This is a genomic window from Sporosarcina psychrophila (genome assembly GCF_001590685.1).
Taxonomy (GTDB): Bacteria; Bacillota; Bacilli; order Bacillales_A; family Planococcaceae; genus Sporosarcina; species Sporosarcina psychrophila.
Map to the genome: position 1 here is coordinate 1,529,994 of NZ_CP014616.1, position 12,946 is coordinate 1,542,939.

14 protein-coding genes are annotated in these 12,946 nt (G+C 41.5%); 12 read left to right on the forward strand and 2 right to left on the reverse strand.

The genetic code is table 11. The features are described 5' to 3' along the window. Positions 1-102: 102 nt before the first annotated feature. Together AZE41_RS07395 and AZE41_RS07400 are read left to right on the forward strand one after the other, a co-directional pair. Complete coding sequence (locus AZE41_RS07395; RefSeq protein WP_067213889.1) at positions 103-1,713, forward strand: putative polysaccharide biosynthesis protein; 1,611 nt, start codon at positions 103-105, stop codon at positions 1,711-1,713. A gap of 10 nt (positions 1,714-1,723) precedes the next feature. Further along, positions 1,724-2,443 carry a pseudouridine synthase gene (locus AZE41_RS07400; RefSeq protein WP_067207478.1) on the forward strand — a complete coding sequence of 240 codons (720 nt, stop codon included), beginning with the start codon at positions 1,724-1,726 and terminating at the stop codon, positions 2,441-2,443. 347 nt (positions 2,444-2,790) lie between these two features. On the opposite strand, the gene AZE41_RS07405 is transcribed toward AZE41_RS07400, so the two are convergent. Continuing rightward, positions 2,791-3,012, reverse strand: a complete 222-nt coding sequence (locus AZE41_RS07405; protein ID WP_067207480.1) for a DeoR family transcriptional regulator — start codon at positions 3,010-3,012, stop codon at positions 2,791-2,793. 271 nt (positions 3,013-3,283) lie between these two features. Here AZE41_RS07405 and pepV point away from each other — a divergent pair, with 271 nt between their 5' ends. Genes pepV through AZE41_RS07430 form a run of 5 tightly spaced genes read left to right on the forward strand, consistent with a single transcriptional unit; the run spans position 3,284 to position 8,106 of the window. Continuing rightward, positions 3,284-4,690 carry a dipeptidase PepV gene (gene pepV / locus AZE41_RS07410; protein WP_067207483.1) on the forward strand — a complete coding sequence of 469 codons (1,407 nt, stop codon included), beginning with the start codon at positions 3,284-3,286 and terminating at the stop codon, positions 4,688-4,690. Between the two features lie 2 nt (positions 4,691-4,692). Beyond that, positions 4,693-5,547, forward strand: a complete 855-nt coding sequence (gene dat, locus AZE41_RS07415; RefSeq protein WP_067207485.1) for a D-amino-acid transaminase — start codon at positions 4,693-4,695, stop codon at positions 5,545-5,547. Between the two features lie 32 nt (positions 5,548-5,579). Further along, positions 5,580-6,560, forward strand: coding sequence for a nuclease-related domain-containing protein (locus AZE41_RS07420; protein ID WP_067207488.1), 981 nt, complete (start codon positions 5,580-5,582; stop codon positions 6,558-6,560). Positions 6,561-6,579: 19 nt separating this feature from the next. Continuing rightward, the gene (trmB, locus tag AZE41_RS07425) at positions 6,580-7,227 is read left to right on the forward strand and encodes a tRNA (guanosine(46)-N7)-methyltransferase TrmB (RefSeq protein ID WP_067207493.1); all 648 of its coding nucleotides are present in this window, start codon (positions 6,580-6,582) and stop codon (positions 7,225-7,227) included. 33 nt (positions 7,228-7,260) lie between these two features. Then, a complete protein-coding gene (locus AZE41_RS07430; RefSeq protein WP_067207495.1) occupies positions 7,261-8,106 on the forward strand; it encodes a YtnP family quorum-quenching lactonase in 846 nt (281 codons plus the stop codon). A gap of 188 nt (positions 8,107-8,294) precedes the next feature. Here AZE41_RS07430 and AZE41_RS07435 read toward each other — a convergent pair whose 3' ends face one another. Further along, the gene (locus AZE41_RS07435) at positions 8,295-8,609 is read right to left on the reverse strand and encodes a peptidase M4 (protein ID WP_067207498.1); all 315 of its coding nucleotides are present in this window, start codon (positions 8,607-8,609) and stop codon (positions 8,295-8,297) included. Between the two features lie 177 nt (positions 8,610-8,786). On the opposite strand from AZE41_RS07435, the gene AZE41_RS07440 reads away from it, so the two are divergent. From AZE41_RS07440 to ytpR, 5 genes are all read left to right on the forward strand, one after another. Further along, complete coding sequence (locus AZE41_RS07440) at positions 8,787-9,860, forward strand: M42 family metallopeptidase (protein ID WP_067207501.1); 1,074 nt, start codon at positions 8,787-8,789, stop codon at positions 9,858-9,860. A 76-nt stretch (positions 9,861-9,936) separates the two neighbouring features. After that, positions 9,937-10,458, forward strand: coding sequence for a DUF84 family protein (locus tag AZE41_RS07445; RefSeq protein WP_067207503.1), 522 nt, complete (start codon positions 9,937-9,939; stop codon positions 10,456-10,458). 99 nt (positions 10,459-10,557) lie between these two features. After that, positions 10,558-11,073: a hypothetical protein gene (locus tag AZE41_RS07450; RefSeq protein WP_067207506.1), complete on the forward strand. Its 516-nt coding sequence runs from the start codon at positions 10,558-10,560 to the stop codon at positions 11,071-11,073. 444 nt (positions 11,074-11,517) lie between these two features. Then, a complete protein-coding gene (locus tag AZE41_RS07455) occupies positions 11,518-12,336 on the forward strand; it encodes a DUF1444 domain-containing protein (RefSeq protein WP_067207509.1) in 819 nt (272 codons plus the stop codon). Further along, on the forward strand, positions 12,333-12,938 hold the full coding sequence (gene ytpR / locus AZE41_RS07460; RefSeq protein WP_067207512.1) for a YtpR family tRNA-binding protein: 606 nt from the start codon (positions 12,333-12,335) through the stop codon (positions 12,936-12,938). Before AZE41_RS07455 ends, ytpR begins: the two co-directional genes overlap by 4 nt. The last annotated feature ends 8 nt before the right edge of the window (positions 12,939-12,946 follow it).

Genomic DNA, 12,946 nt, shown 5'->3' on the forward strand with positions numbered 1-12,946 from the left:
TCAGTTTTTCTCTATTCCACACTAATGACGGATATACATTGTGAAAAGCGTCGTCTGGGGGTAAACTGTTAAGTAGATTTAGGGAGAATGGAAGGATCAAACATGTCATCAAATCTTGTAAAAGGGACCTTTATACTGACAATAGGTCTATTTTTATCGAAAGCGCTTGGACTATTATACGTTATTCCATTTTACGCAATCGTTGGGAAAGAAAGTATCGGTCTCTATCAATATGCATACATCCCTTACAATATCGCGTTAGCTATCGCGATATCAGGAGCACCACTTGCGATTTCAAAATTCGTAGCAAAATATAATGCTCGTGGCGATTATGCAACTGGACGGAAATTGTTAAAGTCAGGGATGCTTGTGATGGCAGTCACAGGAATACTTTCCTTTTTAACGCTGTACTTTTTAGCTGAACCGATTGCGAAACTTGTTCGTAAAGATGATGAACAAATCTTCACAATTGAAGAGATTGCAAATGTGATTCGCTGGGTCAGTTATGCACTGCTTGCCGTTCCACTTATGAGTATCGTGCGAGGCTTCCTACAGGGCAATCAAAAAATGATGCCGACTTCGGTTTCTCAGTTAGTAGAACAGGTTGTGCGAATTATTGTCGTTCTGGCAGGAGCGTTTATTGTCGTGAACTTCATGCATGGATCTCCGAAAACTGCAGTGAACTTCGCGGTATTTGCGGCGTTTATCGGGGCGCTTGCGGGTCTCGCTGTCTTGTTCAAGTATTGGAAAAGTTATAAACCAGAATTCGACCATCTTCTTGCGAACAGTACTTCATCAAGTGACGTTTCATTCAAAGACATGTACAAAGAAGTATTTGCTTATATCTTGCCCTTCGTCCTGGTAGGGGTTATTAATCCCCTTTATCAATTCGTTGATATGATTACTTTTAACGAGGCGATGTCTTCAATCGGCTTTGCAAAGGTAACTGACATCTATTTAACGATGCTAAACTTTTTAACGCATAAAGTCGTCATGATACCAGTCATGATTGCGACAGGATTTTCAATGGCTCTTATTCCGGTCATTACAAGTTATTATGCGAAAAATGATCAAAAAGGGATTACAAATTCACTTGATCAGACCTATCAGATTATGCTGTTCTTGACGGTACCAATCGTTATCGGATTAATCGTTTTGTCAAATGAGTTCTACCAATTTCTATATGAAAAAGATGCAATGGGTGCAGAGATACTAGCGAATTATGCCCCGGTCGCGATTTTATTTGGCTTATATACGGTGACAGCAGCCATTTTGCAAGGCATCGACCGACATAAATGGATAGTTTTCACTTCGTTACTCGGACTGTTTTTCAAACTGGTACTGAATATACCGCTCATCAAAATATTTGAAACGAATGGTGCCATTATGGCGACTTCAATTGGCTATACAGTCGCGGTAGGCATTAATATCGCCATCATTACTAAGACCCTTAATTACAGGTCGAAAATGGTGTTTAGAAGACTTATCCTTATCGCTATATTAAATGTCATTATGTTAATAGCTGTCACATTTACACTGAAAGGTCTGACAGCAATCAGTCCTGCCGACGGAAAAATGCAGTCTATCTTGTATATTTTGATATGCGCTACTGTTGGTGCTGCAATTTACGGTTATCTATCGCTTAAAACGGGTCTCGCACAGAAATTATTCGGAGAGCGATTGACTAGATTTACCAATAAATTAGGCTTTTAGGAGGAATAAAATGCGTTTGGATAAATTATTGTCGAACATGGGATTTGGTACGCGAAAAGAAGTAAAGATTTTGATGAAAAAAGGTTCCGTACGGGTTAATGAAGTGGCAGTGAAAGATGCCGCACTGCATGTAGATACAGTGAAGGATGAAGTAACGGTACTGGGTCAAAAAGTCGTCTATAAAGAATTTATGTACCTAATGATGAATAAGCCACAAGGAGTTTTGTCTGCTACTGAAGATAAAAGGGACCAGACAGTTATTGATTTATTAGATGAAGAATATAACATTTTTGAAATGTTTCCTGTTGGAAGGTTAGATAAAGACACAGAAGGTTTTTTGTTGCTGACGAATGACGGAAAACTTGCGCACAACTTATTGTCACCCAAAAAAGGGGTACCGAAAACGTATTATGCTCATATCGAAGGAATTGTTACAGAAGAAGATACCAAGCAGTTTACAGAGGGTGTTACTCTGGATGATGGCTATGAGACGAAGCCTGGTCAGCTGCGCATATTGAAATCAGCGGATATTTCCGAAATCGAGTTGACGATTACGGAAGGGAAATACCATCAAGTCAAGCGAATGTTTGAAGCGGTTGGTAAGCAAGTTGTTTACTTAAAACGCTTATCGATGGGGCCTTTATCTTTGGATGAAACTTTAGCGCTTGGATCATACCGAGAATTGACGGAAGAGGAATTACAGCAACTCATGCAAATTTCTGGAAAATAAAAAGGGCTGAGCCGTTTAAGAATACGGTTCAGCTCTTTATTGTTTGTCTAAAAATAATGAAATCTCGTACTGTGGATAAGTTACCATTTGAAAATTTCACGTCTAGACTCCAGCGCCTAGCCCCACACGACGCGGGTCATGCAGTTTCTGTCTTGCTGATTAAAGGCAAAGAGTGCTTTTATCAGCAAGGCTACCGGGAGGGATTGAACTTGCATCCCTCCTACTTTTTGGGGCTAAACAGGCGTTTCCGCTTTTGTTATATACAGGCTCCAAGCGCCAGCTCCCTTATACCTACGTGAAGCAGGTATGAGAGCTGGCGCTTTTTGCTTTTCTAGGTCATGTGCGGGTCACGAAGATAACTTCACTTTTTTTGCTGTCGTCGTCCATTTACCGCGTACCGGGCTCATAATGAGCTCGTTGTATTCAAGGACATTTAAATCCCTTTGGACCGTACGGTGAGTGATGCCAAATTCTTCGACCAGGTTTTCGGTAGTTACAGTGCCATTATCAAGGATATAAAAATAGATATCCTTTATGCGTGTAAGCATACGATCAGTTGCAGGTTTCAAGTGTGGAATCACCCCTTCATCTTCATTTTCCAAAAAGGTTTGGTCATGAGACTTATGAATGTTGCCTAAAGCACGTTGAAATTATCCCTGACGACGCACATCCTTTCGAAAAAGTTGAAAAGTCAGATTAAATCTTCTGACAATACTAGTATAACGTATTCTCGTGAAGTTTGCATGAATTTTATTGTAAAGAGTCTGTAAAAGATGATTCCTCTTTATTTTCTTGGGCTAACGTGTGAAAATAGACTTATTGTGAAAGAAGGTGCCTTGAATGTCTAATTGGGAAAATGAAGCTTTAAAAAGACAAGAATCTCTGCTAGCTGATTTACAAAGTTTAATCGCTATCCCTTCTGTACTTGATGAAAGTGCGGCAACTAAAGATTTACCATTCGGACCGGAACCAAAACGTGCACTTGACTGGCTGTTAGAAGAAGGTCGAAAAGCGGGAATGCTTGTGAAAAATGTAGATAATATGGCGGGGCATATTGAGATGGGGGGAGGGGACGAACTCATCGGGATCCTTTGCCATGTCGATGTCGTGCCAGCAGGAAGTAATTGGATACATGAGCCGTTTGGCGGTACTATCGAGGACGGAAAGCTGTTTGGTCGTGGTGCCATTGACGATAAAGGACCGACTATAGCCGCTTGGCATGCGATGAAAATAGTCCGGGATTCAGGTATCACGATGAACAAACGAGTGCGGCTCATTATCGGAACAGATGAAGAAAGTGGTTTTCGATGTGTGAAGCGCTATTTTGAAAAAGAAGAAATGCCAACTATTGGATTTGCGCCAGATGCTGATTTCCCCATCATTAACGCCGAAAAAGGAATTGCTTCTATCCTGTTTAAACAAAAGGTAGTAATTTCAGATGGACAACTATTGCTATTCAAGTCAGGAAATAGGACAAATATGGTGCCAGATTATGCAGAGGCACACCTGGCAGAGGAAGTTGTATTTGACAATGAACAGTTTGTTACATTTTTGAATATTCATGACGTAACAGGGGGAGTTTCCACTGATAGTGGTAAGACCATCATCAGTTTGAATGGAAAATCAGCACATGCAATGGAGCCAGATAATGGCGTCAATGCCGCCGTCCTACTTGCTTCTTTCCTGAATCGCATATTGAAAGAAGGTCAATCAAAAGACTTTACACAATTCATGTTTGATGCATTTGCTAATGAATCTCGAGGACTGTTCTTAGGTTTGGCGTTCAATGATGAAATGTCAGGCGATACAACGCTGAATGCGGGTATCGTGACATACAATCCCACAAGTGGTGGGGAAATTAATGTTAGTATGCGTTATTCAGTCAGCTATCTATTTGAAGAGAAAATGACGACATGTATGAAACGGTTAACGGAAACACCTTTTTCGGTCGATATTGGATCGAACTCTGCACCGCATCATGTGGACGCAAACGACCCCCTTATTCGGACGTTGCAAGAAGTGTATACTGATCATACTGGAGAACATGCGGAACTATTGGCAATCGGGGGAGGAACGTACGCACGTGTCCTTGAAAAAGGGGTTGCTTTTGGTATGCTATTTCCTGGCAGGGAAGACGTAGCTCATCAGGCAGATGAATATGTTTATATAGATGATTTAGTGAAAGCAACTGGGATCTATGCAGATGCAATCAGCCGACTCGTATCTGAAAAAACGGAAGGGGAATAAGGATGACAGTATACTTTATTGATGGACAGTTTACAGAACGTGATGGATTGGCTATTTCGATTGATGATCGCGGTTATTATTTTGGTGATGGCGTGTATGAGGTAATTAAAGTATATGGTGGAGAATTATATACTGCGGAAGAACATATTGATCGTTTATTTCAAAGTGCTACGAAGATAAAGATGACAATCCCTTATGCTGAAGTACAATTGATGGAGATTGCCCGTGAATTAGTGGCGAAAAATAATATTTTGGTTGGACACGTTTATATCCAAGTGACACGGGGATCCGCACCAAGGATGCACCAATTCCCTGATCCGACAGTCCCACCAGTTGTGACTGGATATGCAATTAACAACCCAAGACCTATGAGGGGCATAGAAAACGGAGTTGGGGTCAAGTCAGTAGCGGATGTCCGTTGGCTGCGTTGCGATATTAAAAGCCTTAACTTGCTTGGCAATGTTCTCGCTAAGCAAGAAGCGCATGAAGCGGGTTGTATAGAGGCATTGCTTCACCGTGACGGTGTTGTTACCGAAGGTTCTGCATCGAATATGTTTGGGGTAAAGGGTGGAACAGTCTATACTCATCCTGTGACAAATCTTATTTTGAATGGAATTACGCGTCAAGTTGTACTGGGGCTGTGTGAAGAGCAAGGAATTCCTGTCGTCGAGAAATCCTTTACAATAGATGAAGCTTTTGAAATGGATGAATTTTTCTTAACGTCAACGACATCTGAAGTAACGCCAGTCATTTCAATCGACGGACGTCCTGTAGGCTCGGGAATATTGGGACCATTGACAATGAAGTTACAAAAAGCATTCAGCTCGCAAATCCCATCTTTTATAGCAGATGAATAATAATGTATAGTATGTGATTGGAGTGAATGGACATGGCGCAACTTGTTAAACTGCTTGACTATGTCTCCCGTTACGAGCAAGATCTTACGCGTTATCCTTCGCAGTATATCCGTTTGAAAAGGTATCAATGGGAACGTATGAAGACCCAGTGGGAAAGTGGAGCTGATTTATCAGAATGGCAACAGGATATTAAAGAGGTAGTAGAACCGGAAGAGAACAAATGGTTTTCTCCTCTACTTCGGGTCTTCGGCCAACGTAAAGATGTTGAGGCAGAGCAAGATCACGACAATAGCGAAGATGAAAAAGGTGATGAGGAAGAGAATTTTGGATTTAGTCCAAATCTGATTCATAATCCCTCAAGTCTTGAGCACTTAAGAAGACTTTATTTGGATCAACTATTTCATTTTCAAATCAAGTGGGCAAGTTCGACGTTAATGGACAAGTCAAGGGTTGAATCTCGCTTTTTCCGAGATCCACTGTTACGAAGTTTCGCTCAGAATCTTCCGGATAATTATTTGTTGTTCTATTATCCAATCTTACTACTGAAGAAAGCACCTGTTGAACTAGACATTATCCTTGTGACACCTGTTGAATGCATGTGTATTACGGTGCTTGAGAAAGAAGACGTTGCAGCGTTTAGTGGGAGCGGGGACAGATTCTGGTTAAAGAAGCTTGGGGAAAAAGAAACGAAATTTCTAAGCCCGCTTATAGCACTGAACAGAACTGAAAAGATTGTTTCGAGTATATTGAAAGCACAAGGAATCGATTTTCCTGTACGTAAATATTTGATTTCGCGTAACGGGTATATCGATCACCCAGGTTCAGCATTCGATGTTGATATTATCGATAGACGGTCATATGAGGACTGGTTTTCTGCACTTCAGAAATTGCCGGTTCCGATGAAATCTACGCAATTCAAAGCGGGCCAGGCAATACTTGACATGGGGCAAACCACTTCAATAAGCAGATTATTTGGCGATGAAGAACAACCAGAAGATGGCAATAACCTATAAATAGAAAAGAGTGTATATAATGAGGCTTCGTAATAAACCATGGGCAAGAGACTACATGGCAGAACACCCAGATATCCTATTAGCTGAACCAGAAAAAATGATGAATGGATGGCATACCCTGTTTGGTAATGGCAATCCAATACACATTGAAGTTGGATCAGGTATGGGCCAATTTATAATTGGTATGGCTGTTGCCAACCCGGATGTGAATTATATTGGCATTGAGCATTTTGACAACGTTATCGTATCTGCGCTTGAAAAGGCTGTTGAAGCAGAAAAGCCATCAAATTTACGACTATTCCGTGCAAATGGAATGGACCTTGCAAAGATCTTCCACAAAGGGGAGATAGATAGGGTGTATTTAAATTTTTCTGATCCGTGGCCGAAAACGAGAAATGCGAAAAGAAGATTGACGCATGAAACATTTTTAAAACTTTATGAAGAGGTACTAGCAGAAGGTGGAGAAATTCACTTTAAAACAGATAACCGTCTGTTGTTCGAGTACTCACTCGTCTCAATGTCTCAGTACGGTATGAAGTTAGGTTTTGTATCACTTGATTTGCATGCAGAGATGCCGGAAGATAATATTATGACGGAATATGAAGAGAAGTTTTCAGCAAAAGGACACCCGATATACAGACTTGAATCACATTTTACTAATTCTTGATAGAAACAAGTAAGGGAATGGGGGAATGTTTCTGTGGATACTTATACATTTCATGATATGACGTTGACATGGCTGGATGGTAGTGGCAATTTTTTAGACGGCGGAACTATGTTTGGGGTTGTTCCAAAAGCACTGTGGTCAAGACGTTATGAAGCGGATGAACAAAACCGTATTAAAATGAGAAACGATCCGATTCTCATTCAGTATAAAGGAAAAAATATATTGATTGACACAGGGCATGGAAAAGGGAAACTCAGTGAGAAAATGATGAAGAATCTAGGCATAGTTGAAGAGGCAAGGGTTGAGGGGGATCTTGCTGAGCTCAGTTTGTCGCCAGAAGACATCGATATTATTCTCATGACGCACTTGCATAATGATCATGCAGCGGGTTTGACGGAATTACGCGAAGGGGATTTTGTTTCTGTATTCCCAAATGCTGAAATTTACGTTTCACAAATCGAATGGGATGAAGTACGTAATCCGAATATTCGTTCCAGAAATACATATTTAAAAGAGAACTGGGAGCCTGTTGAGCAGCAGGTGAAGACATTCGAAGGAAGCATTACAATCATGCCAGGAATCGAAATGATCCATACAGGCGGTCATAGCGATGGTCATAGTATTATTAAATTGACACAGCATGGTGAGACGATTCTTCATATGGCTGATATTATGCCTACACAAGCACATAGTAATCCGTTGTGGGTTCTGGCTTTTGATGATTACCCAATGACGTCAATCTTTGCTAAAGAGAAATTGATGAAAGAGGCGCTTGCTGGGGGCTATAAGTTTACGTTTTATCATGATGCCTATTATAGACTTGTAAAATGGGATGCTAGCGGAAAAGAAATCATCGAATCCGTTACAGTTTCTAGTTAGGTTGGGTTAAAGAATTCCATTAATTTCGCTCCCGCGCTCGGGATGCTTCCCGCCTTAAGCCTGATCGCTGCACGTCTTTATAAGCTCAACATATATAGCCATTGGTTAATTAAAAAACCGTCACCCTACCAGAGGAGTCTGGGAATGTGACGGTTTTTATTGATATATATAGACTTCGGCGCATTGTTTTAAGCTTTTATGAGTTCAACGACTGTACCCGTTTTTGCATCTGCTGCAAATTCGAATTGTTCCAGTTCGCCTTCTTTAATGCGTGATATGCCGCCGCGGTAAACGTCCATTGTAATGACTTTGTTTGTGAAAGGCTCAGTTTTCATGACGATCCATGAACCATCTATCGGACCTTCATTTTTAAAAGCATCTTTAATTGTGTTTAGAACAGAGTCTGCTGAAACATTTTGGTTAACTCGATCGATTGTTTCGCTGACAACAATACCAGCCGCAACACCCGTTAATACTCCTGCTAGGAAATCTGATACTTTCATTCTTTTTACCCCCTATAGTCGGTATTTCAAACAGTGTACCACAATTTTACTTATCTTTGCCAAGCCAGTCTATTGAAATAGTAATTCGATTTCCGAATTAAACGATGGAAAGTTTCTGAATAATCGACTACACTATATACAGTAGGTACATATATGAAAAGTGGGAGGAACTATTTAATGCAAAAAGATACACTTGAAATGTTTAGGACTTTGACCGAACTTCCGGGTGCCCCTGGGAATGAACATGCAGTTCGTGGTTATATGCGTGGAGAACTTGGGAAGTATTCTGATGAATTGATCCAAGATAATCTGGGGGGTATTTTTGGCGTTAGAAAAGGGCCTGAAGACGGCCCGCGTATAATGGTTGCGGGTCATATGGATGAAGTTGGATTTATGGTTAGTCAGATCACGGATAACGGAATGATTCGTTTCCAACCGCTTGGCGGATGGTGGAACCAAGTACTACTAGCGCAACGCGTTGAAATTATTACGGATAGCGGTCCAGTTATTGGTGTCATTGGTTCGATTCCGCCGCATTTGTTAAGTGATGAAGTACGAAATAGACCAATGGATATAAAAAATATGCTTATCGATATTGGTGCAGACGATAAAGAAGATGCGAAGAAAATCGGCATTCGTCCAGGTCAGCAAATTGTTCCAGTAAGCCCGTTCACTCCGATGGCGAATGACAAGAAAATACTTGCTAAAGCTTGGGATAATCGCTATGGTTGCGGACTCGCAATCGAATTGTTAAAAGAAGTGCACGGTGAAAAATTGCCGAATAACTTGTACTCCGGGGCAAATGTTCTCGAAGAAGTTGGACTTCGTGGTGCTGCGGCAGCCGCAACGATGATCAATCCGGATTTATTCTTTGCGCTAGATGCAAGTCCAGCAAATGATGCCACGGGTGACAAAAATGAATTCGGTCAACTTGGAAAAGGGACATTACTCCGGATTTTTGACCGTTCTATGATAACTCACCGCGGTATGCGCGAATTCATCCTTGATATGGCAGAGACCCATAATATTCCTTATCAGTATTTCCTCTCACAGGGGGGGACGGATGCAGGACGGGTCCATACGTCGAATGAAGGTGTTCCAAGTGCTGTCATTGGTATTTGTTCACGCTACATCCATACATCGGGATCTATCATTCACACCGACGACTACGCAGCAGCAAAAGAGCTTCTTGTGAAACTTGTTAAAGCATGTGATAAGACAACTGTAGCAACGATTAAAAGTAACGTATAATTATAAACTGAAATCCGTCCTTGCGCTATTAAATGGCGTAGAGGACGGTTTTTTACTTGGATGGAGGAGAATATGGATGGAATTTATGATAGGATCTACGAACCCTGCAAAAGTAAAAGCAGTTAAGGAAGTTTTGGCAATTCATTTTCCGCAGGCACTTATTGCTGAGACTGAGGTAGGGTCAGGTGTTTCAGACCAACCTTTTAGTGATGATGAAACTAGGCTTGGTGCAATTAATCGTGCACTACGCGCAGCGGGGAAGGAAGCAAGTGCAATTGGGATCGGGCTGGAAGGAGGTGTCCGGATTCTTGAGGGACAGATGTATCTCTGTAACTGGGGTGCGTTGACACTTCCTGATGGGACGAGGTTTACAGCAGGAGGTGCACAGATTCCATTACCGAAAGAAATTGCGGATGAGTTGATGGCTGGGAAAGAACTGGGTCCGGTTGTCGATACTTATTTCAAGTTGAGCGGAATTCGGATGAAGGAAGGAGCTATCGGTATGCTGACTGCGAACGCGGTAAAACGCGATGAACTATTCGTACATATTTTACAGCTTTTGGTGGGACAATATAAATACCATCTGCAATCCCAGTAAATATCGAAGTGCTTGATTGCAACGTGTTTTGGTTGCAAGTAATCCGTAACAACATTAAAATGATAAATAGTGTTTAAATTAATGATTGGGGGAAATCGAATGTTCCGAAAATGGAAATTCATATTCCTGTTGACGATATCTGTATTAACGCTTGTAGCATGTGGTAAAACGCTTGACGAAAGTGCAACTTCAGGAGTCGAAGCGGCGAGAGAAGCATTTCACTCGAATGATAAAAAACGTACTGAAGAGATTGACGGCATTAAACTATATCTACCTGCCGGATTTAAGATGAATGATAAGTCAGATGCACAAAATATCGTCTTTACGAAAAAAGAAGAAACATTTATCCTTTTTGTCAATCCAAATGAAAAAAATGACAGTAAACTGTTTTATGATTTGCTTCTTGCTGATAAAAGTAAAGAAATTGTCGAGCAGGCAACGTTTACGGATGAAGGCATTTTTGGTTTTGCGGCGGTAATCAAAAGCGGCAATGACGATGTTGAGCTTATGACGAGCGTGGGCGGATCAAAAATGACGACAATGACGAAAAAAGGAAACATCGAAGAAAACCTAGCAAGAATGATGGAAATCGTGCGTTCTATTAATCAAGAATAGATGCAATTTTCCGAGAAAAGGTAAGAGGGTTTAAGTTTTTCGACACGGAACAGTGTCTAGGCTCTAGGAGCCAGCCGCTCGGGTCATAAGCAATCCAGCTATGTGGCAAAGTGCGCCACGTCGCTGGATTGACTTATGCCCGTCGCGTCTAAACGGCGCCTTGCGCTTTTCTAAGTGTCTAGGCTCCAGGCGCCAGCCGCTTGGAGGCCCACAGGAGGTGGGGTCACGTAGCCATTGCCGCAGGACGCGGCGTACTTAGGCTAGGTTCCTTGAAAGCAATCCAGCTATGTGGTAAAGTACGCCACGTCGTGCCTGCAAGGATGCAGGTATGCAGTCGTTGCGACAGGACGTCGCGCTCTTAGACTGCCTTCCCCTGAATCGACTTATGCCTGTCGAGTCTAGAAGGCGCCTTACGCTTTTCATAATGAATGGAGGAAAAAATAGATGAATTCTGCGCAGCTTGTTGAAATTTTAAAAGAGCATCTTCCATCTGAACATTTCAAGTGGCGATTTGACCGGAAAACGGATAAGGTTCGTCTAGAGCATTCGGTTCTAAAAAAAGGGATGGATATTTCACTCCCGGAAATTCTTGTGAAATATGAACAGAAAAAAGAGGCGGCAATAAAAGAAATAGTTTATACAATTGGTGAGACGTTTAAAGCGATGGAAAAAGAACAATCAATAGGATTCTCTGATAGTACGATTATTTATCCTGTGATCAGGTCTTCATCGTTTCCGAAAGAATCTGCTGTAGGACATCGTTTTCTTATGAAGGACCATACGGCTGAAACGTGTATCTATTATGCACTTGACCTTGGAACTACCTACCGGTTAATTGATGAAAGTATGTTGGAGTCTCTTGGTATGTCTGAAACGGAGATAACAGAGTCTGCATTATTCCGTGTAAGAGCATTACCGACCGCGATGAAGAAGGATGAAGTCTCGGGTAACATCTATTACTTTGTCAATAATAACGATGGTTATGATGCTAGTAGAATATTGAACAGCACATTTCTGAAAGAGATGGAAGCGAAAATCGAGGGTCATATGACTGTTTCTGTCCCACACCAAGATGTACTAATTATTGGTGATATCCGGAACGATACGGGGTATGATGTACTTGCGCAAATGGCTATGCATTTCTTTACCACTGGCACTGTACCGGTTACATCTTTATCATTTATCTATGAAGATGGAAAACTTGAACCAATTTTCATTATGGCTAAAAATCGTTTAGCAAGAAGGGAAGGAAAGAAAAAGTGAATATTTTTTATAACATAAATGGTGTTGGAGATGTGTTGCTTGTGCAGCTTGCACTTACACGTCCAGAATCTATTGTAACTAAGTCACAAGGGGATGTTACGTTAATCCATGACGAGGTTACTGGAGAATTAACTGCATTTAACCTATTCAATGCATCATCTTACGTGAAAAATGAAGCAGTCGGGGAAGTTGAGCTGACTGAAGAGGTGGCAGGGCAATTGCAAGACGCACTTCTAAAGAATGGCGTAGAGATTAAACTTGACATAGACTTTACACCAAAGTTTGTTGTAGGACATATTTTGACAAAAGAAAAGCATCCGAACGCCGATAAGTTAAGTGTTTGCACGGTCGATGTTGGCAGTGAAACAGTTCAAATTGTCTGTGGAGCACCGAATGTGGATGCGGGCCAGAAGGTTGTTGTCGCGAAAGTTGGAGCTGTTATGCCATCTGGAATGGTCATTCGTGATGCAGAATTGCGTGGGGTTCCATCGGCTGGAATGATTTGCTCAGCAAAAGAACTAGGTTTGCCTGACGCGCCTGAAGAAAAAGGGATTTTAGTACTAGATTACAATGCTGTTACTGGTGAAATCTTCACAAAATAAGAGCACGA